Source organism: Lacibacter sp. (genome assembly GCF_035299325.1).
Lineage (GTDB): Bacteria > Bacteroidota > Bacteroidia > Chitinophagales > Chitinophagaceae > Lacibacter.
In genome coordinates, this window is record NZ_DATGWT010000016.1 from 64,590 (window position 1) to 90,015 (window position 25,426).

28 protein-coding genes are annotated in these 25,426 nt (G+C 40.0%); 20 read left to right on the forward strand and 8 right to left on the reverse strand.

Going from position 1 to position 25,426, the window contains the following annotated elements; all coding sequences use genetic code 11:
- Positions 1-4 precede the first annotated feature (4 nt).
- A complete protein-coding gene (locus VK159_RS10275) occupies positions 5-247 on the reverse strand; it encodes a hypothetical protein (protein WP_324230047.1) in 243 nt (80 codons plus the stop codon).
- Positions 248-264: 17 nt separating this feature from the next.
- Here VK159_RS10275 and VK159_RS10280 point away from each other — a divergent pair, with 17 nt between their 5' ends.
- From VK159_RS10280 to VK159_RS10310, 7 genes are all read left to right on the forward strand, one after another.
- The gene (locus VK159_RS10280) at positions 265-609 is read left to right on the forward strand and encodes a thioredoxin family protein (protein WP_324230048.1); all 345 of its coding nucleotides are present in this window, start codon (positions 265-267) and stop codon (positions 607-609) included.
- A 12-nt stretch (positions 610-621) separates the two neighbouring features.
- Positions 622-843: a hypothetical protein gene (locus tag VK159_RS10285; RefSeq protein WP_324230049.1), complete on the forward strand. Its 222-nt coding sequence runs from the start codon at positions 622-624 to the stop codon at positions 841-843.
- A gap of 44 nt (positions 844-887) precedes the next feature.
- Complete coding sequence (locus tag VK159_RS10290; RefSeq protein ID WP_324230050.1) at positions 888-1,571, forward strand: Crp/Fnr family transcriptional regulator; 684 nt, start codon at positions 888-890, stop codon at positions 1,569-1,571.
- Positions 1,572-1,738: 167 nt separating this feature from the next.
- A complete protein-coding gene (locus tag VK159_RS10295) occupies positions 1,739-2,965 on the forward strand; it encodes a glycoside hydrolase family 57 protein (protein WP_324230051.1) in 1,227 nt (408 codons plus the stop codon).
- Between the two features lie 6 nt (positions 2,966-2,971).
- A complete protein-coding gene (locus VK159_RS10300) occupies positions 2,972-3,778 on the forward strand; it encodes an SDR family oxidoreductase (protein ID WP_324230052.1) in 807 nt (268 codons plus the stop codon).
- Positions 3,779-3,845: 67 nt separating this feature from the next.
- Positions 3,846-6,500 carry an MGH1-like glycoside hydrolase domain-containing protein gene (locus VK159_RS10305; protein ID WP_324230053.1) on the forward strand — a complete coding sequence of 885 codons (2,655 nt, stop codon included), beginning with the start codon at positions 3,846-3,848 and terminating at the stop codon, positions 6,498-6,500.
- A gap of 20 nt (positions 6,501-6,520) precedes the next feature.
- Entirely contained in the window at positions 6,521-8,482 is a 1,962-nt protein-coding gene (locus VK159_RS10310) for an amylo-alpha-1,6-glucosidase (RefSeq protein ID WP_324230054.1), read from the forward strand.
- A 35-nt stretch (positions 8,483-8,517) separates the two neighbouring features.
- Here the strand turns inward: VK159_RS10310 and VK159_RS10315 are convergent, their stop codons facing one another.
- Entirely contained in the window at positions 8,518-9,198 is a 681-nt protein-coding gene (locus VK159_RS10315; RefSeq protein ID WP_324230055.1) for a hypothetical protein, read from the reverse strand.
- Position 9,199: 1 nt separating this feature from the next.
- Positions 9,200-10,180, reverse strand: coding sequence for an alpha/beta hydrolase (locus tag VK159_RS10320; protein WP_324230056.1), 981 nt, complete (start codon positions 10,178-10,180; stop codon positions 9,200-9,202).
- Positions 10,181-10,334: 154 nt separating this feature from the next.
- Here VK159_RS10320 and VK159_RS10325 point away from each other — a divergent pair, with 154 nt between their 5' ends.
- The 13 genes from VK159_RS10325 (at position 10,335) to VK159_RS10385 (ending at position 20,557) form a co-directional block, all read left to right on the forward strand.
- Positions 10,335-10,919, forward strand: coding sequence for a Crp/Fnr family transcriptional regulator (locus VK159_RS10325; RefSeq protein WP_324230057.1), 585 nt, complete (start codon positions 10,335-10,337; stop codon positions 10,917-10,919).
- 82 nt (positions 10,920-11,001) lie between these two features.
- The gene (locus VK159_RS10330; RefSeq protein ID WP_324230058.1) at positions 11,002-11,355 is read left to right on the forward strand and encodes a nuclear transport factor 2 family protein; all 354 of its coding nucleotides are present in this window, start codon (positions 11,002-11,004) and stop codon (positions 11,353-11,355) included.
- A gap of 14 nt (positions 11,356-11,369) precedes the next feature.
- The gene (locus tag VK159_RS10335; RefSeq protein ID WP_324230059.1) at positions 11,370-11,813 is read left to right on the forward strand and encodes a DoxX family protein; all 444 of its coding nucleotides are present in this window, start codon (positions 11,370-11,372) and stop codon (positions 11,811-11,813) included.
- 125 nt (positions 11,814-11,938) lie between these two features.
- A complete protein-coding gene (locus VK159_RS10340) occupies positions 11,939-13,525 on the forward strand; it encodes a GMC family oxidoreductase (RefSeq protein WP_324230060.1) in 1,587 nt (528 codons plus the stop codon).
- Positions 13,526-13,587: 62 nt separating this feature from the next.
- A complete protein-coding gene (locus VK159_RS10345) occupies positions 13,588-13,917 on the forward strand; it encodes a DUF1622 domain-containing protein (protein ID WP_324230061.1) in 330 nt (109 codons plus the stop codon).
- Positions 13,904-14,425, forward strand: a complete 522-nt coding sequence (locus VK159_RS10350; RefSeq protein ID WP_324230062.1) for a hypothetical protein — start codon at positions 13,904-13,906, stop codon at positions 14,423-14,425. Before VK159_RS10345 ends, VK159_RS10350 begins: the two co-directional genes overlap by 14 nt.
- A 51-nt stretch (positions 14,426-14,476) precedes the next feature.
- A complete protein-coding gene (locus VK159_RS10355; RefSeq protein ID WP_324230063.1) occupies positions 14,477-15,253 on the forward strand; it encodes an aquaporin in 777 nt (258 codons plus the stop codon).
- Positions 15,254-15,271: 18 nt separating this feature from the next.
- Positions 15,272-16,285 (forward strand): VOC family protein, encoded by a 1,014-nt coding sequence (locus VK159_RS10360; protein WP_324230064.1) that lies wholly within the window; start codon positions 15,272-15,274, stop codon positions 16,283-16,285.
- 17 nt (positions 16,286-16,302) lie between these two features.
- Positions 16,303-17,949: a S8 family serine peptidase gene (locus VK159_RS10365; protein ID WP_324230065.1), complete on the forward strand. Its 1,647-nt coding sequence runs from the start codon at positions 16,303-16,305 to the stop codon at positions 17,947-17,949.
- Positions 17,950-18,026: 77 nt separating this feature from the next.
- A complete protein-coding gene (locus tag VK159_RS10370; RefSeq protein ID WP_324230066.1) occupies positions 18,027-18,245 on the forward strand; it encodes a hypothetical protein in 219 nt (72 codons plus the stop codon).
- Positions 18,238-18,672 (forward strand): hypothetical protein, encoded by a 435-nt coding sequence (locus VK159_RS10375; protein WP_324230067.1) that lies wholly within the window; start codon positions 18,238-18,240, stop codon positions 18,670-18,672. The genes VK159_RS10370 and VK159_RS10375 overlap by 8 nt, the downstream gene beginning before the upstream one ends.
- Positions 18,669-19,700: a Rieske 2Fe-2S domain-containing protein gene (locus VK159_RS10380; protein ID WP_324230068.1), complete on the forward strand. Its 1,032-nt coding sequence runs from the start codon at positions 18,669-18,671 to the stop codon at positions 19,698-19,700. The genes VK159_RS10375 and VK159_RS10380 overlap by 4 nt, the downstream gene beginning before the upstream one ends.
- Positions 19,701-19,717: 17 nt before the next feature.
- Positions 19,718-20,557, forward strand: coding sequence for a hypothetical protein (locus VK159_RS10385; protein ID WP_324230069.1), 840 nt, complete (start codon positions 19,718-19,720; stop codon positions 20,555-20,557).
- A gap of 10 nt (positions 20,558-20,567) precedes the next feature.
- On the opposite strand, the gene VK159_RS10390 is transcribed toward VK159_RS10385, so the two are convergent.
- The 5 genes from VK159_RS10390 to VK159_RS10410 all read right to left on the reverse strand — a co-directional run bounded on the left by VK159_RS10390 (position 20,568) and on the right by VK159_RS10410 (position 25,235).
- Entirely contained in the window at positions 20,568-21,248 is a 681-nt protein-coding gene (locus tag VK159_RS10390) for a phosphopantothenoylcysteine decarboxylase (RefSeq protein ID WP_324230070.1), read from the reverse strand.
- Positions 21,249-21,341: 93 nt separating this feature from the next.
- Positions 21,342-22,031 (reverse strand): SDR family NAD(P)-dependent oxidoreductase, encoded by a 690-nt coding sequence (locus VK159_RS10395; protein WP_324230071.1) that lies wholly within the window; start codon positions 22,029-22,031, stop codon positions 21,342-21,344.
- Positions 22,032-22,094: 63 nt separating this feature from the next.
- Entirely contained in the window at positions 22,095-23,756 is a 1,662-nt protein-coding gene (locus tag VK159_RS10400) for an SMP-30/gluconolactonase/LRE family protein (RefSeq protein ID WP_324230072.1), read from the reverse strand.
- Between the two features lie 10 nt (positions 23,757-23,766).
- Positions 23,767-24,234: a heme-binding protein gene (locus tag VK159_RS10405; protein WP_324230073.1), complete on the reverse strand. Its 468-nt coding sequence runs from the start codon at positions 24,232-24,234 to the stop codon at positions 23,767-23,769.
- 23 nt (positions 24,235-24,257) lie between these two features.
- Complete coding sequence (locus VK159_RS10410) at positions 24,258-25,235, reverse strand: YHS domain-containing (seleno)protein (protein WP_324230074.1); 978 nt, start codon at positions 25,233-25,235, stop codon at positions 24,258-24,260.
- Positions 25,236-25,426: the final 191 nt, after the last annotated feature.

Consider the following 25,426-nt stretch of genomic DNA (forward strand, 5'->3'; position numbering starts at 1 on the left):
TATGTTATTTCATAAAATATCTAACCATCCACACGGATGGTTTTTTTATCCTTATTAAACAAGGCTGAATTTTCCCAATAAAAAAATCCCAACCTGTTGGGATTTTCCCAACAGGTTGGGAGAAAAAGACACTCACCAATTCACTAGCCTGTAAGTTAAAAATTACAAAACCCTTTGCTTCAAAGGGTTTCAGGGCATTTTTTGAGTGCTGATATAAATGCGGCATAGCGTTGGCCTTAAATACCATGCCGAAATTTTCACACTATGCCAAACAAAATCACAACAGAAGAATTCAAAACGAAAGTAACAGAAAGCAAATTGCTGTCCCTCGTGAAGTTTAAAACACAATGGAGTGGAGCCTGCCAGATAGTTGAACCGTTTTACAAAGAACTATCTCTCACCTACCGTGGTGTTGCTAACTTTTTTATTGTAGATACAGAACATGATAACAGTCTTGCCGAACGCTTCGGCATAATCGAATTGCCTACGATCCTGCTGTTTAAAAACGGAACTGTAGTTGATCACACAACGGGGTTAACATCAAAACAGTTATTGATCGAAAAAATAGAACAGGCTCTTTCAGAAAATACTGATGAACAAATCAACTAAAAATCATTTGTTATGCGTAACGATCTAAAAGCCTGGTATCAACAGCACTTCGGAAGTTTTACATCCTTGCAGCTGTTTGAAATTGAAGAAATGAGTGAATACGAATTGAGCTTGATACAGCTGCCTGATGTCGATTACAAAAACAACCAACCAGCGGCAACATTAGTTTTTGCAGAGAGTCACAGAGAATTAAAAACAATTCTGCAAACAGTTATCAGCCGTATTACAAACTGAATAGACCATTAATCATAAACATTAAACCTTTAAAACAGTAAACCATGTCACCGGAAATTAAGTATGCTTATTTAAAAAGTCACCCGCTCTTTGCAAATGCAACTGAGCAGAGCATTCAGCAGGCTTCTGAGTTGATGAAAGTAAAAACCATCTACCGCAATGAAAGCTTTGGCTATGGAGATGCAAGCTTCAGCAAGATCTTCCTGCTCATCCAGGGTAAAATAAAAATTGCCGAGATCAACAACGACGACAGCAGTGAACTTATCAAAGACATTTTAACTGCACCTGATATTTTCGGTGACCTCAGTATGGAAGGCAATATTGCTGTTGATGAATATGCCGAAGCCCTTACGGCAAATACAGTGGTGTGCATCTTCACTATAGGTGATCTGAAGCAAATAATGCATCACAATCCTGCAATTGCAATAGCGTATGCAAACCTCGTCAATAAAAAATTACGCAAACTTGAATCAAAGCATTCCGACCTGGTATTTCGTGATGCAAAGAGCCGCCTGATCCGTTTTATCAAAAACTGGGCTATGACGGATGGCAACCGTGTTGGCGATAAGATTATCCTCAACAATTATTTAACACATACTGACATTGCGAATGTAATTGCAACCAGCAGACAAAGTGTAAATGTGCTTTTTAATGAACTGAGAGATGAGGGGCTTTTATTTTACAACCGTAAACACATTGAACTGAACGATCAGTTCATCTGGAATTAAGCAATTAATTTACTATAACTGTAAATAACAAGACAGCATAACCGTACCCTGTCAATTAGCTTTGCATTCATTAAACCTTTCTCACAAGGTTGATTTAGGGTTAGGAAAATAATGGTTCTGTTTCCACAGAGCCATTCTTCTGAAATTCTTAACAACCGGATCTAAACATGCCATTTGTATCATTCATATTCAGGGTGCATCAACCTTATGCATTAGCAAACTATACATCGAGTGATGTAGGGTTAGTCCATAACTATTTTGATAAAGATGCTACCATTGCCCAACTAAACCGTACAGCAGACGATTGCCTGTTGCCTGCTAATCGTCTTTTATTAAAACTCATTAAAGAGCACGAAGGAAATTTCAAAGCAGCATTTTCTATAAGTGGAATCATGTTTGAATTACTTGAGATTTACCGTCCCGATGTGCTGCAACAATTTAAACGACTTGTACAAACAGGTTGCGTTGAAATACTTGGAGAGCCATGTAACAATTCTGCCAGCTGGCTGTATTCATGCAACGAATTTAAACGGCAGGTAGAAAAACATAAAGCAGTCGTTGAGGAATTGCTCAAAATAACGCCAAATGTATTTCGGAATACAGAACTTATCCATGACAATAATCTTGCAGCTTTTATTCATTCACTTGGTTTTGAAGGAATGTTTTGTGAATCTGTTGATCAGTTATTGCATCTTCGTTCACGAAACAAAACCTATACAAGCCCTGGCAATAAAATTCCATTATTGCTCCGTAACTTCAGGATGAGTGATGATATTGCGTTTCGTTTTGCTGATGACGAATGGCCCGAACGTCCGTTGACAGCCGAAAAATTTGCATCATGGATACATGCACATCCGGCAGATACAGAATGCATCAACCTGATGCTCGACTATCAAACCTTTGGCATCTATAAAACAAAAGAAACAGGCATTTTTGATTTTCTTGAAGCCTTACCCGGCCACATTTTGCAAAACCCTGATTGGTTGTTTGCAACACCTTCAACAATACTTGCCACAAATCCGTCAAACGATGTGTACGATGTGAGTGAAACTATTTCGTGGGCAACAAACGGGGGAAACAGCAGCAGCCGTTGCGAAAATGCAATGCAGAATAAAATGCTGCATAAAATTTTCAGCCTTGAAAAAGCTGTGAACCGATGCAATCATCCGGCACTTAGCAAAACATGGAAATTATTACAGGCTTCTGATTACTTCAGTTATATGTCCCCTGAAAATTATACAACTCCAGACCCTCTTAATCCATACAGCTCAGCAGAAGAAGCCTATCAAAACTACCTGAACATTGTTACCGATTTTGAACTGCAACTGATCAAACAGGGATTAGCCGATTACAAAGAACATAAACAATCACAGCATTATTCAACGCTTTATTAAAACAACATGAACCAAAAATTAAAAGAACAGATAGCTATTGTAACAGGCGCCAGCAGTGGTATTGGCGCAGGTGTATCGAAAGAACTTGCAAAGGAAGGCGCAACAGTTGTGGTAAACTATCCCGTAGTAAACGGAAAAGAAATGGCGGAGAAAGTTGTAGCAGAAATTGTTGCCAACGGTGGCAAAGCTATCAGCTATCAATGCGATGTAAGTAAAGAAGACCAGGTACAGCAAATGTTTTCAGATGTCATCAACCAATTTGGAACAGTTGATATTCTCATTAACAATGCAGGCTTGCAAAAAGATGCACCTTTTACAGAAATGACATTGGATCAATGGAACTTTGTGATTGGCGTAAACCTTACCGGCCAGTTTCTTTGTGCAAGAGAAGCTATTAAAGAATTTTTGCGCAGGGGTGTTAATGGCAAATCGAAAAGTGCTGGCAAGATAATTTGCATGAGCAGTGTACACGAAGTAATTCCCTGGGCTGGTCACGCAAACTATGCGGCGAGTAAGGGAGGCGTAAACCTGATGATGAAAACTATTGCACAGGAATATGCGCCAAAAAACATCCGTATCAATTCCATTGCACCCGGCGCCATTGCAACTCCAATCAATCATGATGCGTGGGACACAAGCGAACATTTACAACAATTATTAAAACTTATTCCGCAAAAACGTGTTGGACAAGTAGAAGATATTGGTAAAGCTGCTGTATGGCTGGCAAGTGATGATTCAGATTATGTAAACGGAACTACGTTGTTTGTAGATGGCGGCATGACCTTGTATCCCGGCTTTGAAGACAATGGTTAAGCAGAAAGAATCTACATGCAATGCAGGAGTAATTAAAAAAGAGAACCCGACATCAAAATAAAACAACATGAACGCAGAACAAAAACGATTGACAGGTAACAACTGGAAAAAATGGGGGCCTTACCTGAGTGAACGGCAGTGGGGAACTGTGCGTGAAGATTATAGTGAACATGGTAATGCATGGGATTATTTTCCGTATGATCATGCACGAAGTCGTGTTTATCGTTGGGGTGAAGATGGTATTGCAGGCATCAGCGATGAGATGCAGCGAATTTGTTTTGCAGTTGCATTATGGAACGGCAAAGACCCTATCCTGAAAGAACGGCTATTTGGTTTAACCGGCAACGAAGGCAATCATGGTGAAGATGTTAAAGAGTTGTATTATTATCTCGATAGTACACCCACACATTCTTACATGAAGCATTTGTATAAGTATCCGCAAGCGGAATATCCTTATGCTGATCTTGTAAATACAAACCGCAACCGTAACAAGTTTGAAAAAGAATATGAACTACTCGATACAGGCTTATTCAACCATGGAAAATATTTTGATGTTGTAACAGAATATGCCAAACAGAATGCTGAAGACATCTATATCCGTATCAGCATTCGTAACCGTGCCGATGAAACTGCATTTCTTGCATTGCTCCCTACCCTATGGTTTCGTAACCTCTGGAGCTTTGGCTTATTAAATGAAAAACCATCCATAACACAGTTGAATGATTTCAGTGTACAATTACAGCATCCTGAATTGGGCACATATTATTTTTCCTATGACAAACCTCTTCGTACCCTTTTTACAGAGAATGAAACAAATACACAGCGGCTATACGATCAACCAAATGCAACTCCCTTTGTGAAAGATGCATTTCATACCGCTGTTATTGATCAACAATACGATTTGCTGCAAGAGAAAAAGCAAGGAACAAAACTTGCACCCATGTATGAAGTAAATCTTGCAGCAAAAGAATCAACTATCATTTACCTGCGCCTGGGTAGAGAATTACCCGTTGAACCGTTATCTGCAGATATGGTTGAAGAAGTATTTAACACCCGCATTGCAGAAGCTGATGATTTTTACGACACAATTCTTGTAAAGGAAAACAAGGAACAACGCTCTATTCAACGACAGGCATTTGCCGGTATGTTGTGGAGTAAGCAATACTTCAACATTGATATTCCACGTTGGCTCAATGGCGATAAGGGCCAGATAGCTCCACCGGAAGCAAGAAAGACGGGCCGTAATCATCACTGGCACTCGCTCAACAATGAAGATATTATTTCCATGCCCGATAAATGGGAATATCCCTGGTATGCTGCATGGGATCTTGCATTTCATTGTGTGCCGCTTTCAATGGTTGATCCGCAGTTCGCAAAAGAACAACTCATTTTGTTTTTACGTGAATGGTATATGCATCCAAACGGTCAGTTACCTGCGTATGAGTGGAGTTTTGGCGATGTGAATCCACCTGTGCATGCATGGAGTTGTTTGCAGGTGTACAAAATGGAAAAAGAAAAAACCGGGAAAGGCGATATTGATTTTCTTGAACGTGTGTTTCAAAAATTATTGATCAACTTCACCTGGTGGGTAAACCGGAAAGATCATAAAGGCAACAATGTATTTGAAGGTGGGTTTCTTGGTCTTGATAATATTGGCGTGTTCGATCGCAGCAATATGATTCCAGGTGGCGGTGTGTTGGAACAGGCCGATGGTACAAGCTGGATGGCGATGTACAGTTTAAATATGCTGGAGATGGCATTGGAAATTGCACAATACAACAAGAACTATGAAGATGTAACCACGAAGTTTTTTGAACACTTTGTTTACATCGCTGAAAGTTTAAATCGTATTGGTGAAAACTGGACCGGAAGCTGGGATGAAGAAGAAGGTTTCTTTTATGATGTGTTGGCAATGCCCGACGGCAGATATATTCCATTGAAAGTAAGAAGCCTTGTTGGACTCTCTACAATGTTTGCCGTTTTGGTATTAAAAAAGGAACAGCTTGAAAAAGTACCTGATTTCTACCGACGTTTAAAATGGTTTCAGAAATACCGCAAAGACAATGGTCAATACCTTGTTATTGAAAACCTGAAACAACACGATGATATTTTGTTATCGCTTGTGCCAAAAGATCGTTTACAACGTTTGCTAAAGGCATTACTTGATGAAAAAGAATTTTTGAGTAAAGGGGGCATCCGTTCTATTTCGAAAATTCATGAACATGGTTACTCTGTAAATATCAATGGAGAAGATTTTGGGCTCGATTATCAACCTGCTGAAGGAACTTCTTCCCTGTTTGGTGGAAACAGTAATTGGCGTGGACCTGTGTGGATGCCGATGAACTATTTATTGGTAAAAGCATTGAAACAGTATTGTGACTACTACGGATCTGACTGCAAAGTTGAATTTCCAACAGGTTCAGGGAATAAGATGATGTTGAGTGAAGTATCAGAAGAAATTTCAAAGCGACTTGTTTCCATTTTTGAAATGGGCGAAGATGGACATCGTCCTGCAAATGATCAATATGATATCTACAGAGATGATCCGCATTTTAAAGATCTTATATTGTTCTACGAATATTTCCATGGCGATACGGCAAGAGGTGTTGGCGCATCACACCAAACGGGATGGACCGGGGTTGTGGCAGAACTGATTCAACGTATCAACAAAACCCATGCAACTGCGAAACAACAGAACGGTACATTAAAAGTTGCTGACTAAGCAATTGAAATAACATCATCATGTTACAAAAAGACAAAACAATACTGGCTGATTTTCCCGAAGCCATCCGTCATGAATGGATCGAAACAAATGGTTTAGGTGGATGGTCATCTTCGTCGATCCTTGGCTGCAACACACGCAGGTATCATGGTTTGCTGGTTGCTGCCACCAAACCACCAGCAGAAAGGATGAACTTGCTTTCGAAACTTGATGAAACGATTGTTACCAATTCATCTGTTGGGCCGGTGCGTTATGAGCTTGGTACGAATCTTTATCCGGAGAATACGATACGCCCCAACGGGAATAACTATCTGCAGCTATTCAGTAAAGAGTTGTTCCCGCAATGGAACTATCGTGCGAACCATGTGCAACTGACAAAAACGATCGCAATGGTGCAGAATGAAAACACAACGCTTGTACTTTATAAAGTTGAAGAAGCTACAACGCCTTTCACACTCGAATTAAGACCATTTGTTGCAGCAAGAGGATATCATTCCTTACAGCACCAAGGTCCTCAATTACAATGGAATGCTGAATTTGCAAATGATGTTTTTCATACAATACCTGATGGCGAAACCGATCTGTTCATAAAAATTCCCGAAGCAACTTATCAGCATGCGCCCGCCTGGTTCAATTGTTTTCAATACAGTGTTGAACAATACCGTGGATTAGATTTTGAGGAAGATCTGCTGAGCCATGGCGTTTTCTCTGTTCAACTTCAGAAAGGAGATGTTCTGGGTATTATCATTTCAACTGTTGATCCCTCAGACAAGGATGCAACTATGCTATTCAAGGAAGAAGAAAAACGAAAACTTTCTTTACTGAATAATAACACAGATGATGTAACAAAACAATTACTCTTAGCAGCCGATCAGTTCATTGTAAAACGTGGTGATGATCTTAAAACAATTATTGCTGGCTACCATTGGTTTACCGATTGGGGAAGAGATACAATGATCGCCTTGCCCGGACTTTGCCTGAGCACAGGCAGGTATAGTGATGCAAAGAAAATATTATCATCCTTTGCACAATCAGTAAGTATGGGCATGCTGCCTAATCGTTTCCAGGATAATAACGAACCGCCTGAGTATAACAATGTAGATGGCACTCTCTGGTATTTCATTGCAATACATAAATACCTGGCGGCAACTGCTGATGAAGAGTTTGTTTTATCAGAATTGTTGCCGGTACTAAAAGAAATTATTGATTGGCATTTTAAAGGAACACGTTACAATATTCATGTAACAGAAGATGGTTTATTATACGCCGGTGAAAAAGGACAGCAACTAACGTGGATGGATGCACGCATTGGCGACTGGGTTGTTACACCACGTATGGGCAAGCCGGTTGAAGTACAGGCCTTGTGGTATAATGCACTTCGCATTTTTGCTGATCTGTTGAGAAAGAACAAGCAAGAAAAAGATGCAGCATTAGTGGAACTAAGTGCCGAAAAAGCAAAACAGAGTTTTGAAACAACCTTCTGGAACAAAGAAGCAGGCTATTTATATGATGTTATCGATGAAGACGGAAATCCTGACCCATCGCTTCGTCCCAATCAATTATTTGCTATCAGTCTGCCATTCGCTTTACTTGAAGGAGAGAAAGCAAAAGCTGTATTAGATATTGTTACAAGTGAATTGTACACGCCTGTTGGTTTACGAAGTTTACCTCTGGGAGATGAACGTTATGTTGGAATATATGGTGGTTCCCCATTAAAACGTGACGGTTCTTATCACCAGGGCACTGTGTGGAGTTGGTTGCTTGGGCCATACGTTGATGCAATCAAAAAAACAGATAACAAGAATTCAAAAGATCAAATAAAAAAGATCATCGACTCATTTGCTTGTCATCTCAATGAAGGATGTATTGGTTCTGTTTCCGAAATATTTGATGCAGATGCTCCGCATTCGCCAAGAGGTTGTGTGGCACAGGCGTGGGGCGTGGCAGAGTGGCTACGCATTGTTAAAGAGATGCACAACTGATCTTCACACAAATTTCTTTTATTCTTAAATCAATATTATTTTTTGCTCCCGATCGTTTTAAACTGCAACACAAAACCAATCTGAGCATAGAACGGTAATAACGGTTGTGTTTGAAGATCCTGCTCAATTTTTCTACCTGCCTTCAGGTAAACTGTAATGTTACGGGCTGAATAGCCAAGTCGAAGCCCCAAATATAAAATGCCTCCAGTTGCTGGTTCATACCAGCCGTCTTTCACTGCAGGAAAAACTTCTTTATACTCTTTTGAATGTTTGAAATGTGTGAGTATAGCTTTATCAAAACCTAATTCTGCTGCAACAAACCAGTGCTTCCTGTAATAGCCGATTGTAGTTGAAATGTCTGCACCAACATTTACCAAACGGGTGTAGTTGTTTTCAAATCGTCGCAGTACAGTTCGAAACTCAGAAGCAAAATAAAGATTTCCTTTTTTCACCCACATGAACTGCGCACCTGTCTTAATATTAAAATCATCAGCAATTGTTTTACCGAAAGGAGCGGCATACTCAAGATTTATAATTGTTTGCCGTTTTGATTTTACACGATAGCCATACTGAATTGAATAGGTTAACGCATTATCAATCGCTAATTGCCCCGACGCAAGATGCCTTGCGCTCTGATGATCTGAAGCCCAATTTACAGTTTGAGCTTTTACAGCAAAACTGCTGAATAAAACCGCAACAAAAACGATGCTTTTCATTTCACAAAGAATTTAAATACTGTAAAGCCACTGGGAAAAATTGCATCCATCCCGATGGGAAACTTAAAAAATCATGCCCGGCATTGTCTACCCGTTGCAGTTGAACTTGCTTGTATGCAGATGATACAAGCCTGGCATGATCTAAACCGTAGGCTCTGTTCCTTTCACTGTACACAAACAAAACGGGAGGAGTAAACTGTTTTAAATTGCCCGTCCAGTCTGGCTGTTGCTTTTCGCCGAGTTCAAATAGTGCTTTATTCACAACTGCACCAGCTCTCCAGAATGGCAATAAAGCCTCGTTGCCTGTGGGGTTATCGGCAGAACTTTCAGCTGCTGCCAACAATCCGAGTTTATAATCCAGGATTGCATGTTGATCCTTTTTTCCTGTAATAAACTGATCGAGATAAAATGCATCGTTTAAAATCTCACTTGTAAATCTTATGTCTCTTGCTCTTTTAACATACGCTTCAATATCCGTCCATTTAAATCCACCTGGCTCACAAAAAATTGCACCATTTATATTGGAAGGAAATTGATTGATATACGCCGTTGCCAGGATAGCGCCCCAGGAATGTCCGAGCAAAAAAAGTTTTTGTGTTGGAGATTTTCGATAGTAATGGATAACAGCATTCAGATCATCGATCATGAGTTGTATGGAAAAATCTTCTTTATTATGACGTTTAGACAACCCCGATCCACGCTGATCAAAAAAAACAACAAAGTAACCTCTGCTTGCAAACTCCTTACAGTTTAACAGATAACGATAATCGCTTCCCGGCCCTCCATGCAAAATGACCAATATGCTGTTTTGTGGGTTGCCGAATGTTTCTGCATGAAAAACTGTACCATTTACAGCAAGAGCCGGTAGCGTAGGATCCTGCTCAACCGTATTCGGCACAAGATTTCCTTCCTGCTGTATAAATTTTCCCTTTGTGCAGGATGAGACAATGAACAATAAAATAATAACAGCAGCACTTTTCATTAAACGTTATTTTTTGTTTATGAAATTGAGAAAGATTGAAGAAATAGATTGTCGTATATGAGACCGGGAGCAGCAGAAACAGTATTGCCAATAAATATGGAAGAAGCAAGGATATCATTAAAACCATGTAGCTTCATATTACAAAAAGTAATGCATGAAATTGCAACCACTACTTGACTACATTAATAGATATGTCACACTTACAAAAGAAGAGGAATCACTTTTGCTCTCAAAAGTTACCGTGCGAAAATTCGGGAAATCCGATTTCATTGTAAAGAATGGTGATGTTTGCAACTTTGAAAGTTTTGTTTTATCCGGCTGTGTAAAAACTTATTTTATTGATCAGGATGCACAGGAAATTATTGTGATGCTTGCCATCGAAAACTGGTGGACGGCCGACCTCGGTAGTTTTATCTCAAGAGAACCTGCAAAGCTGAATGTTCAGTGTGTGGAGAAAACAGAATTGGCTCAGATCCATTATGATGACTTACAAGAGCTCTATCAACAGGTTCCTAAGCTTGAACGTTTTTTCAGACTCATCATTCAACAGGCATTTGTTGCATCACAGAATAGAATTGTAGTTAATTACAGCGAGCCTGCAAAAAAACGTTACCTGAAATTCAGGGAACAATATGCCTCCATTGAACACCGGGTGCCGCAATACATGGTAGCCTCCTATCTCGGTATTACCAAAGAATTTCTCAGTAAGATCCGCAGACAGTTACTGAATGAAAAATAATTACTGCCCGTGATTTATTAACCTGGTTTATTTTTTCAGCCTTCCTGCTGTAAGATCTTTGTGGTTCTAAAACACAAAGTATATGTCAGTTATTCTCGAAAAAATTCAACACCTCAATGAATTGGTGTTAAATGGTAAAGCATTGGAAGCTTTTGATCACTACTATCATGATGATGTGGTGATGCAGGAAAATGAAACAACACCCACAACCGGAAAAGAAGCTAACAGGCTTCGTGAAGAAGCATTCTTTGCAGCAATCACTGAATTCCGCTCTGCCACACCGCTTAAAATAATTACAGGCGATAACACATCGATGGTGCAATGGCATTATGATTATACACACAAAGATTGGGGTGTGCGCAATTACACACAGGTTTCTGTGCAGGAATGGAAAGATGGCAAAATCATCAAAGAACAATTTTTCTACGGCAATTAAACAATCATACACAAATGAAAAACTCATCATTTCAACCGCTTTCACTTGCGGCAATAACATTAAGAATTTTATTAGGGCTTGTTGTATTCCCGCATGGCGCACAAAAATTATTTGGCTGGTTCGGTGGCTATGGTTTTACCGGCACTATGCAATATTTCACAGGAACAGTTGGGTTACCATGGCTCATCGGATTTCTTGTGATCATGCTTGAATCTATTGGCGCTATTGCATTAATTGCAGGACTTGGCACAAGAGCAATTGCAGCTGCCTACATTATTCTTGCAGCTGGCATTGCATTTACATCTCATGTTCAATATGGATTTTTCAGTAACTGGTTTGGCAACCAAAAAGGCGAAGGTTATGAATACTTTCTTTTATGGATGGGTATGGCATTGGCATTACTCATGATCGGTGGCGGGCAATATGCAGTAGAGCGCATCATTAGAACATCCAAATAATGATTTAACCGGATAAACAAAATCTCAGAAAACTCTTTTGCGTTTCCAAAAATCTGCTTCAATGGGTCAGATAATTGACAACGTCTTACCTGTTAAATCATTCATTTTGTACCTGAAAAAATAATATGAACAATCATTACGATATCATCATCATTGGCACTGGTAGCGGTGGAAGCACCATCGCCTACAAGCTTGCGCAAAGCGGAAAACGAATTCTTATTCTTGAACGTGGCGGCTTTATTCCCCGTGAAAAAGAGAATTGGGATGCAAAAGAAGTTGTGACCAACGGTCGCTATCGTCCCAATGAAAATTGGTACGACAAGGATAACAAACCATTTAAACCTTTCATTCATTACAACGTAGGAGGCAACAGCAAAATGTATGGCGCTGCTCTTTTTCGTTTTCGTGAAAGTGATTTTATGGAAGTGAAACATTATGGTGGCACTTCACCTGCATGGCCTTTTCAATACAACACACTGGAGTCATATTATACACAAGCTGAATTTTTGTATCATGTACATGGCGAGCGCCATACAGACCCTACAGAACCAAAAACAATTCACAGCTATCCGTTTTCTCCCCTACCATACGAGCCGGTGATTGCAGACCTGTCAGATAAAATGAAACAGTTGGGGCTCCATCCTTTTCCATTACCAATGGGTATGAAAAGACCGCAGGATATTAATCCTAACGAATCTCCTGTGCTATTGGAAAACTTTGATGGTTTCCCCGATCCTACCGAATCGAAAGCCGATGCACATACCGTTGTGTTACGACCGGCATTGGCAAAACAAAATGTTACGCTCATAACCAATGCGTACGCAAAACGATTGGTTACAAATGAAACAGGAAAACGTGTAACAGGTGTTGATGCAATTGTAAATGATGACGAGATACATTTCACAGCAGAATTGGTGATCGTTGCATGTGGTGCTGTAAACAGTGCAGCATTGTTTCTTCGCAGTGCAAATGAATTACATCCCGCAGGATTAGCGAACAGCAGCAACCAGGTAGGCCGCAATTTAATGTTGCACCACAATGGGTGCCTGGTAGCATTTACGAGAAAGAAGAACGATAGCGTTTTCCAAAAAAGCCTTGGTCTTGCAGATTTTTATCATGGTGCTGATGACAGCGAATACCCGTTGGGAGAAATTCAACTGATGGGCCGTAATGATCCCGACAGTATTTTATGGATGGCAGAAAAAATTGCACCGGGTAAATCGTACAATGAACTAAAAGAAATGACGATCGATTTCTGGCTTACTGCTGAAGATCTTCCATCACCTGATAATCGTGTTACACTTCGTGAAGACGGCAACATAAAGGTGCATTATACACGCACTAATTATACAGCCTATGAAAAACTGAAAGACAAACTCAAACAGATCTTTCAAGAATTGGGAGAAATTGATCCTGACTATAAAGATGTACAATGGGCTGGTTATGATCTCGACATCAGTGGCATGAGTCACCAGAATGGCACACTTCGCTTTGGAACAGATCCTTCAACTTCAGTACTCGATCTTAACTGCAAAACACATGATCTTGAAAATGTGTATGTGGTTGATGCCAGCTTTTTTCCAAGTTGTGGTGCGTTTAATCCTGCACTTACCATTGCAGCCAATGCATTACGTGTAGGTGATCATATTCTTCATCAATGGTTCCCGCTGAAAACTGAAAAAAGACCAGTAGAAAGTATTCATATTGTCTAATGCTTTGATGTGGTTCAATAAAGGCGTCCCGATTCTTCGGGAGGCATTCATATTATTCTGCTATGGAAAAAACAGCAAAATTTATTACTATTAATATAAGTCATACAGTGGAGATACTTGCCGCTGTTATCATTGGTTGGACAGTAGTGAAAACATTCATCGCCTATTTTATACCGTTAAAAAAAAGATACACAGCCGAACAGGTGCGTGTGCAGTTTGGAAGTGCCGTAGCTATTGCACTTGAATTATTGTTAGGCGCAGATGTGTTAGCTACTGCAGTTGCACCAAGCTGGAACGATATTGGGCAACTGACGGCGATCGCTATTCTTCGAACAGCATTGAATTATTTTTTATCGAAAGAATTAAAAGAAATAAGCAATGAAACGTCTTAAGCACACATTCTTTCTGTTACTGTTGACGATCTGTTGTTTGTTACTTACAGCGCAGCGAAAAATAGGTATCGATGTGGCAGCTATCCGCAACCATACGACAAAACAGAATGGCATCAACTTCAGTGCCTTCTATTTTCTAAACAACAAACTTTCAACAGGGCTTGAAATAAACCGTTTCTTCCCGGCACTACGTTTAAAACATAACGGCAACTACCGCATTTCTGCATGGGACTACGACTGGAATATTCATTTTAACAACAGCATTGGAAAACTCTGGACAATTTATCCATTAACAGGTATCAGCTACAGCTTTGAAAAAGAACAAAACCAACAAAATGCTGAACTTGTCCGCACTGGTCGTTTCTATTTTAATGCAGGCGCCGGAATTTTGCTGAACACAAAAAGAGTGAGGCCACATATGGAATACGTGCTGGCTACAAATCGCAAAACCGAACACTATCTTCTCGTTGGCATCAGTTACGAATTTGAATGGAGGGATTTTCGTTGATTCGTCAATCATCCGACAGCAAAACTCTTAGAACTTGTTTCATTTTGCAGTATGAGAGCAATGCCCATACGCATCATTACAGGCCATAACGGCACTACGCAACTCAAAGCTTCCTTTCAAAAAAATTACAAACACTATCTGCAAGAAGCATTGGGTCTTGCAATATTTATGATCTCTGCCTGTTTCTTTGGTGCCTTACTTGAAGCACCTGCATCACCTGTACATCAATTGTTACAAAACAGTTTTTTACGTGTAGTGATCATGGGTGTGCTTATGGGAGCAACCGCATTATTCATTTTCTATTCACCGCTCACTGCAGCAAGTGGCGCACAGATCAACCCTGCAGTTACACTTAGTTTTTTACGTACCAGACAAATGTGTAAATATGATGCACTATTCTTTATGCTGTTTCAAATAACAGGAGGAACATTAGCTGTTTATATTATGCAACAACTCATCGGCAGTTGGCTTATTGATCTTCCGGTAAATTCTGTGGTGACTGTTCCCGGAAAAGCAGGTGTTGTTCCGGCTGCTATTACAGAATTTATCATTGCATTTATAACCATGAGCATGGTATTATTTACATCCGATCATCCTGTTCTTAAAAAATACACAAGAATATTTGCTGCCTGTCTTGTTTGTTGCTGGGTAATTATAGCAGGCCCCCTTTCAGGTTTTGGTATGAACCCAGCCCGTTCTTTTGCAAGTGCATTACCTGCAAATACATGGACATCTTTTCCGATCTATCTAATTGCACCCCTTGCAGGAATGCTAAGTGCAACAGAGGTATATATCCGCTTTAGAAAAACAAGGATCGCCACCAACTAAACTTCATTTCAACTACATATGAAACAGCTATTAAAATATTTCCTGCTTTTTGCATTGGCTGTGTTGCTCAATTATGTATTAGCAGCACAGGTAACAAGAGTAGATGCAATTGGCATTACAGTAAAAGACATGAATCGTTCTCTCCCTTTCTATACTGATGTATTAGGTTTCGAAAAAGTGAGTGATGAAGAAATGCAGGGCACATCAGTTGAACAACTAAAAGCTTTGTTCGGCATCAACATCAGGATTGTTCGTTTAAAACTGGGTGATGAATTTATTGAGCTCACAGATTATCTCACAACAGGCGGTCGCAGTATTCCTGAAAATCAGAAGAGTAATGATCTTTCATTCCAACATATTGCGATTGTTGTAAGCGATATGGAACAGGCCTATCAACAACTCCGAAAACACAACGTAGAGCATGTGTCAACTTCACCACAAACTTTGCCCAAATCAATTCCGGGAGCCGAAGGAATCAAAGCATTTTACTTTCATGATCCTGATGGACATAATCTTGAACTGATCTTTTTTCCGAAAGGGAAAGGACAAACAAAATGGCAAGAGCAAAACGGAAAGCTATTTCTTGGAATTGATCACACAGCCATTGGCATCAGCAATACAAGTACCAGTCATCGTTTCTACTCAACTTTATTAGGTATTGAGCGAAAAGGCGAAAGTTTTAATAAAGGTATTGAGCAGGAACACCTCAACAATATACAAGACGCTTCATTACATATTACCGGTTACAGATCTGCTGCAGGACCTGGTGTTGAATTTCTTGAATACCTGAAACCAGGGCCAGGCCGTTCATATCCATCTGATACAAGAGCTGATGATCTCTGGTTCTGGCAAACAAATATGATAACCAGTGATGCAGAAAAATTATACAAGCAACTAAAGGCAGCGAATTACAAATTTGTTTCAAACAAACTCATACATCAGCAACAAAACGGTGTGTACACAAAATCATTTATTGTGAAAGATCCTGATGGACATGCTGTGCAGATCACTGAATATATAATCGAAAAATAATTCAATCAACACTTGCAATGAACGAAACAACTGCTGTTACCTGTCCGCTTTGTGGCGATGAAGTGCATAAACTCATTTACCGTTTTCATCTTGAAAGTGAGCGGTTGATCATTGATAAGATCAAAGAACAGTTTCCTGATTGGACAAGAGATGATGGCATCTGCAGTCGTTGTATTGATTATTATCATACTGAATTGTTGATGCAGCAACGCATGCTTCCTGAAATTGGTCCTCACTTCCCGGTAAAAAGTCCAGATGATTTTATCATTCTTCCTTCAGCACTTCGCATAGATACAGATATACGGTTCACCGGCAAAGGCGTTACCATTTGTTTTATTGACAGTGGTTTTTATCTGCATGATGATTTGGTTAGAACACGCAATCGCATTAAGAAGATCATTGACATTACTGATCCCGACCGTACTCAAGATTTTTTCAGCAAACCACATTCATCTGCCTGGCATGGCACTATGACAAGTGTTGTGTGTGCAGGTGATGGTTATTGCAGCAATGGTTTATACAAAGGCATTGCGCCTGATGCTGAACTTGTATTGATCAAAGTGCAGGATGATAACGGCAGAATACCAACGGCCAATATCATGAAAGCATTAGAATGGGTTGCTGTAAATCATCTAACCTACAACATAAAGATTGTGAACCTGAGCGTGAGTACTGATGAGAACATGAGTTATCATGATTCGCGAATTGATCAGCTTGCAGAACAACTCATCAATGCGGGCGTCAATATTGTTGCTGCAGCAGGGAACGACACAGACGTCATGATCAAACCACCTGCAAATGCACCGAATGTGATCAGTATTGGCGGTGTAGATGATGCAAATGATCTTACTACTGTTCCATTGAGTTATCATTCTTCGTTCGGCACAACAATCGATGGTTTATATAAACCCGAATTGGTTGCAAATGCCATCTGGATCGCAGCACCTATCTTACCCTGCACTATTGAAGCTGAGGAGGCAGCTGCCTTACATCATGCCCTTCAGCTTTCTGATGAAGAGTTAATGCAGCAATGGCCCGATGTGCAAAAAAATACTTCGCTCCCCGAAAACGGAAATGAAAAAATGAGCGTAACTTATTGCAGGCAGTTGCTGGCAAAACGTGTACTGCAGACAAAGTTTTTTTCCAGGCACTACATGCATGTTGATGGCACTTCGTTTGCAGCACCGTTGGTAACAGGAGTAATTGCACAGTTATTGCAGGCCAAACCGGAACTTGATCCGTTGAATATCCGCAGACTGCTATTCAGCACTGCAAAACGTCTTCCTGATGTACCCGTTGTAAAGCAAGGTTATGGTTATATCCGTCCCCGTAGAGCATTGCTTAACATTTTAAACCGGGAGGTTGTAATGAAACAACATGCATCGCCTTTTATTAACAGGCCAAAAAAAATGATCGAATTTCATATTCAGAATAGTTGTGCCCACCAGATATCGCTTGCAGGCAGTTTTAATTATTGGGCGCAGGATGTTTTGCTGATGGAGCCTTCTGCCAACGGATTTTGGAAAATTGAAATACCAATGCCACCACAAGGCACTTACACTTACAAATTTTTAATTGATGATAAGATGTGGGTGGAAGATGTGGAGAATCCTGTGCGTGAGCCTGATGGTTTTAATGGGTGGAACAGTGTGCTTAATATATAAACAGTTTTTTTTCTTCTGCGTCAATTGAACGACAGCAAAACTCCTGTGAATGTTCTCTCTTTGCATAAAGGATCTTTATGATCATATCTGTCATACTCATCATAGCACTCATATACCTGTTGATCGGGGTATTGTTTGTTCCGTTCTTTTATGCCAAAGGCATCCGACACATAGATGAAACAGCTAAAGGAAGCAGTATTGGTTTTTATATCATCATCAGCCCCGGTGTTATTGTGTTCTGGCCTGTATTACTCCGCAAGTGGAGAAAAGCATTAAAAGAACAGGCATATGAATAAGCAACTGCGAAAGCGTCATCGCATCAGTTGGGTGTTGATCGGGCTTTTTCTACCGGTGCTGCTGCTTATTTCCTCGCTACTTATTCCACAATTAGAACCAGTAAAAGCTATCAGCATCGATCTGCCCGAAGCATTTCCAACAAGCATTAAAAAAATTGAACGCCCGGCATACACAGTTCAACTAAGAAAAAACAATGCAGGTGAGTTACAATTAGAATGGAGAAATGAATTGCCATTAAAAGTGCCTACTGCTGTTATCTACCAGCTAAAAGAAGGAAATAACAAAAAATTGATTGGCCGGATTGAAACAAGAGGAATTTATCGATTCTCTATTCAAACAGATAGTTTTTCGACTAACACCTATCGTTTTCAGCTGTACGATTTTATTCATCAACAGATCATCGACACACTCAACTTTCAATTATGAGTACCGCTTATAGTGCTGTCGGCTGGAACCGGCAAAAGAAAATTTATGATGGATGGATCGCTGCTTTTTGCATCACCTATCTTATTTTATTCATTTCACTCACACTACTCTTTAACGTCGAAGCAACATTCGAAACAATACTGATCAGGAGTACTTCTACCCTTGCGGTGTTGTTATTACACATCATTCTTTCCATTGGCCCATTAACAAGATTGAACAAAAAGTTCATGCCATTACTCTACAACAGAAGACATCTTGGTGTTACCATGTTTTGCTTTGCAGCAGTGCATGGCGTTTTCAGCATCATCCAGTTTCATTCGCTGAGCAATACCAATCCATTCCTCTCATTATTTCTTTCTAATACAAACTATGGGTCAGTTCCGGCATTCCCATTCCAGGCCTTAGGATTTTTTGCTTTGATCATCTTCTTTTTAATGGCTATTACCAGTCATGATTTCTGGCTACACAATCTTTCCCCAATTGTCTGGAAAACACTGCACATGTTTGTGTATGCAGCTTATATACTCGTGGCAATGCATGTAATGCTTGGAGTCATTCAATATGAAAAAAATCCGGCGTTTGTACTTATCCTGTTTACCGGCTCTGCCTCGTTGATCATTCTTCACCTGCTTGCAGGACTAAAAGAAAGAAAAATCGATAAGATGAAGTTTAAACTGAAAGAAGATGGCTTTGTATATGTGTGTGAAGCAGATGAAATTGAAGACAGCCGTGCAAAGATCTTTTGTATTGACCAGGAACGCATCGCTGTGTACAGACATGAACATAAATTATACGCAATTCACAATGTATGCAAACACCAGGGCGGGCCATTGGGTGAAGGAAAGATCGTTGATGGTTGTATTACCTGCCCCTGGCATGGTTATCAATACCTGCCACAGAACGGGCAATCGCCACCACCCTTTAAAGAAAAAGTAAACACTTACGATGTGCGGGTGAATAATAACAAAGTATGGTTGAACCCAACTGCGTATGCTGAAGGAACTGAACGTGAAGGAGTATCGTTATAAACCGAAAGCAAATTGACATGAATAATAATGAATTTTATATAGGATGGATGCCTGCAGCACCAAAAGGTTATACGAGACAGGTAACAATAGCCATAGTTGCCGTTGCAGTATTGGTTCTTGCGCTTGCTTCATTGCTGTCGTTGCAACAGAAAAAATTCTCGAACGCTGTTTTTGAATATGGACAGCTTACCGAGGTAACGGGTATCTATCAGAAGTTTCCTGTGCCATCCATTAAAGTGTACAGTCAACAAAATAACAGCAGCAGCTTTATTACTATGCCTTTGGTTGGTTATGGAAAACATGGAGCTGAAGGTATTGTTCGTTCACTTGAAGAAGAGCGTGCTGTAAGCCTTGATCAAAAACAAATCACACTCAAGGGAACATTGATCTACCATGATGGGAAATCATTTTTGCAAATTGATGAACACGATAAACCCTTGCTTAGCATTGCAACAACAACTACTTCTCATCAAACAATAACAAAAGAACTTGGCACTGTAGAACTGATTGGTGAAGTATTGGATCCCAAATGTTATTTCGGTGTAATGAAACCGGGCAGAGGAAAGCCACATCGTGATTGTGCTATTCGTTGTATTGCAGGAGGCATCAGTCCTGTTTTTTATGTGCGCCAGCAAAACGCCGGGCCGGTATATTACCTGCTACTCGATGAAAAAGGAAATAAACTAAACGATTTTGTGAAAGACTATGTTGCTGATCCTGTAAGACTAACTGCAAGGGCCGTGCAATTTGATGACTGGAACGTTTTATATGTTGATACAAAGAAAGGTTTGCAAAGAACCGGGGGACTGAGTTGGTTCAAAGAAAATGATGAACTGATCTATTGTAAGCCTGAATAAATTTATTTCATTAAACAAGTGACCGTACAAAATTCGCTTTGGCTTGGTAAAGCCTGGCGGATTCGTTTACAATATCAATGGCCACTTCACTCTTAGGCTTCAGATCGAACTCAACTCTTGTTTGATCTTTACGGATGATACTGATCTTATTCGTATCAAAGCCAAATCCTGCCTGTGCATCATTCATCGAATTGAGAACAACCATATCGAAATTCTTTTTTTCCAGTTTACCGACAGCATGCTGCAGTTCATTATTTGTTTCCAATGCAAACCCAACTGAAAGTTGATGTGGTTGTTTGATCTGTCCAAACTCATAAGCAATATCAATGTTCTTTACCATGCGGATAAAAAACTCCTCGTCTGATTTTTTGATCTTTTGTTGTGCAATGATTGCGGGGCGGTAATCTGCAACGGCCGCTGCAAACACAACAATATCTGCTTCTTCAAAATAACGACAACAAGCCAGGTACATTTCATTGGCTGATTGCACCTGCACCAAAGTTAAATTTTCATGCGATAACGAAATGCATACCGGGCCTGATACAAGTGTAACGTTTGCACCCTGCTGTAAACAAACATCAGAAATAGCATATCCCATTTTGCCTGAAGAATGATTGCTGATATAACGCACCGGATCAATTGCTTCCCTGGTTGGGCCGGCAGTAATAAGTATATTTTTCCCTTGTAGCATAAATTGTAGAATTATAAACGAAGTTTCATGATCCCTTGGATTAAAACTGTCGCATGAAATACATTAGGGAACAGGATTTATTGAATAGCCGACTCAACCGTTACCATAAACTTTTATAACTGTTTCACGAAGTATGGCGCCTTCATCGCTGCTATGATAGTAAATGATATTGGCAATATCTTCAGCCTTCACCCATTTGCTCACATCCGCATCGGGCATTGATTTTCGGTTTTGTGGTGTATCAATAGTGCTGGGCACAACCAGGCTTGCCACAACATTCGTCCCTTTCGCTTCAACATTCATCAGTTCAGCCAGACGAATGACTAATGATTTTGCAAGACCATAGGCCGTCATGCCTTTACTGTTTGCTGCAGACAAACCGGGTTTTGACCCAATCATAAATATTCGTCCTGCTTTTTGTTTCATCATTTGTACAAACACAGGGCGGGCAACATGATAAACTGTTTCGAAATTGAGTTTGTATTGTTTCAACATATCAGCTGATGATGTATCAGCAACAGAACCCATTGCAAAACCACCCACTGTTAATACAGCGGCATCAATTGCTCCATGCTCTTCAATAACTGATGATACAAAAGCCGAAGCCGCACTTTCATCTAAAAGATCAACTGTTATAGCTTTATATTGGTGAGCAGGATAATCTAATTGCACAGGATCGTTCGGGATAACAGTGCCAACCACATAATAATCTTCCTCAATAAACTTACTTACAACGGCCTGGCCAAGGTTTCCGGTAGCACCTGTAACTATTGCTGTTTTCATAATTATTCGTTTTAATAATAAATGAGCCGGGCAATATTACCCGGCACAATTTATACTATTTGTTTATTCCCAACTGAACTTACCACCGGTGTTTACCCGCATTTTGTAGATACTGCTGTGCGCCGTCATGTACAATGTTTTCCCATCATCGCCCCAGGCCATGTTTGCCGGCCGCTCAGGCGTAACAACCTTGCCTAAGATCTTTGCATCGGGAGACAGTATCCACAAACCACCCGGTGCTGATACAAACAGATTTCCTTCCTTATCGATCTTTAACCCATCAAGCGCTTCTTCATCTTCTGTAAAATTAAAATCAAAAAACACTTTACCATTTTTTAATGTGCCATCGGGCTGCACCTCGTATCGCCAAATGGTTTTTGTTGTATGAATATCACGGATATCCCAGTTGGTTGCATAAAAATATTTTTCATCGGGCGAAAAAGCAAGACCATTCGGCCCGCCGAGATCAGTTGATACCAATTGTACCTTCCCATTTTGGATCATATAAATTCCCTGCCATTCTGTTTCCTTTCGTTTATCAGTATAGAAAGATGGTAACCCATAAGGGGGATCAGTAAAATAAACAGTACCATCGCTTTTCAATACAACATCGTTCGGGCTATTGAATCGCTTCCCATCAATCTTATCGGCCAATATTGTCATAGGTCCTTTCTTTTCATGACGAATGATACGACGGTTACCATGTTGTGCAACAATCAATCTTCCTTCTTTATCAATTGCCAACCCATTACTACCGGGCTGACCATACTCTCCAATATCTGCACCACTATAACCACTATGACTTATATAAACTGTTACATTATGTGTTGAAGGATCGTAACGGTAAATTGTATTTGTATTAGGATCACTGAATAATAAATAACCATCGGGATGCCATACCGGCCCTTCCGTGAACGAAAAACCATCTGCTACTTTTTCTACTTTTGTTCCTGCAGTAATAATCGTATTAAATTTGGGATTGATGGTATAAATTTTTCCTACATCAGCCCACTCTTTTTTAACAGGTAATCCGTTTTTATAAAAATCAACAAACGCACTACGCACCCAAATGTAATTGTCTGGAAGCTTTCCTATTGTTCCATTGATACCAAGAATATAAATGACAAACTTTTCTCCTGCTTTTATATGTTCAGTTAACAGTACACGGTTACGTGTATTGTAACCTGCGATCACTCCATTACCAGACTGACCAAAGCTTTGATGTTGTTTACCATTCACCCATATTTCGCTGTAATCATCAACCGTAATTTCAAAAACAGCTGTCATGTCTTTTGTTGATGCTGTACCAATAGTTGCAGGAATAGTAAGTTCAGTTTTATACCAAACAAAAGAAAACAATCCTGTGCCTTTCCTGTTTTCCAGTTCAGTTGCAGCAATCGGTTTAAATCCGTTTTCAAAATCAACAGAGCCTATCTGTGGATGCAGGTGATTTGTTTGAACGCCTGCACCGGTCGGATATAACTTTAATGGATCGCCATTTGTACCGGGGCCAGGTTGTTTAAAGGTTGTGTTGATAATATGTACAGGCTGTACAAACCATTTCGTATTCAGTAATGCAGCACCATCAGTTGTTTTAAGATCAGCAACGGCAAATGGCTTATCTAGAGCAAGCTGTCTTGTTTCCTGTGAAAAAACAGCAATGCCGATGAGTAATAATAAAAACAGGATAAGCTGTATTTTGATGACTTTATAGATCTTGCTCATGATTCAATTCTTATTTACTAAGCTTGACTTTTGCTCCAGCGTTGGCAATATCTTCATCCTGTTGAGCACTGGCACTTCCGCTTACACCAATGGCACCGATCACCTGCCCTTCAAACAAAATAGGAATACCACCTTGCAGAAATGTATGCCCGACAGTGATCAATGCGCCTCTTCCACCATTGATTGAATTTTCAAGTCGTGAAGAAGGCGCTTTGAATAATGCTGAGGTATTTGCTTTTTTTGTTGCCACTTCACTTGCTGCTGCAAACGTTCCATCCAACCGTTCGAGATAAACGAGATTACCGCCATTATCAACAACCGCAATTGCACCACCCGGCGCATTCACCGATTTTGCAAACTTGACTGCTTCTGTTACAATCAGCTTTGCTGATTCCAGTGAAATATTGTGTTGCGTTACTTGTGCATTTGTGATTGTTACTGTGCATACTGCGAACAGGAATACTATGATCTTTTGCATATTGAAATTTTTTGAAGATGAGATTAAACAGGTTTGTCATATTTAACTTTCTTACCTGCATTTTGTTCTTTTATTGGCGGCCATTTTACATCAGCTTCCGCTTTGAACTTTGGGATGTCTTTACTAAACAATTCCCATGCTCCTTTTGAATGTTGCAATATCAAATGACCATCTACAATATTCCAATACTCAGGATTAACAGGTCTTCTTCTTGCAAAAGCCATTGCATAACCGCAGAACGAACCATATAAAGGCGCAAACATATCCGGATGCTCTTTAAACATATCTGCATGTTGCTGTGATGTGAAATAGAAAGTAGCGCCGTTGTAACGGGCAGAAAATTCAGATGAACCTTTCACCGCTTTTTTTTCGGTGAAGTATGCAACGGGATCATATCCATCCATGATCACACCATCTTTGTCTGTATTGTTGTAATACTGTTTTTCTTCATCGGTGGTAATTTGTTTACCGTGATGGGCTGCTACATTTGGCCAGTATTTATCAGCGAGGATAATATTCATAGGCACATCTTTGTTCCAACCATTTACTGCACGCTGGTTGTGCTGAATAAATAATCGGCCATTTACAATCGAGAATGTATTCACATCAATTGGTGCAATACGGCCTAATGAAACGGCATAAGCACACCAGCCGCCAAATTGCGGTTTGTATTTTTCAGGATCAGCTTTAAACAGATCGAGGTGTTCCTGCGAGGCAAAATAATAAACTGCATCCTGGTAGTTAAACTGAAAGGCTGCATTTCCCTTTACCGGCTTATTATCTGTAAAGAACGCCACAGCATCATAACCATCGAGGATCACGCCACTTGCATCTATATTATTAAAGTATTTACCGTTTTGCTTTTGTGCATGACTGCTAACACTAACAAACAAACCGATCAGCAGCATTGTCAATGTAAATACAATGCTGATCAATCGCTCTTCATTACGTTTTTCTTTGATGGCCTGTTCAACGGCTACAGGCTTTTTAGTTTTTCGCATACTTCGCTTTTTTGAAGTACAAAGAAATACTTGTGTATGCGAAGATGCTGTCGGTTGAATTACAGAATAGAGCTAGTTTTGAAATTAAACTGAAGCACTGTCAAATGAATGACAGAAATGGAATTCAGTCGAAGGTTAGGGTTATGAAAAAAAAACGTCACGCAACTTGGAATGCGGTTTTACAGAAAGCT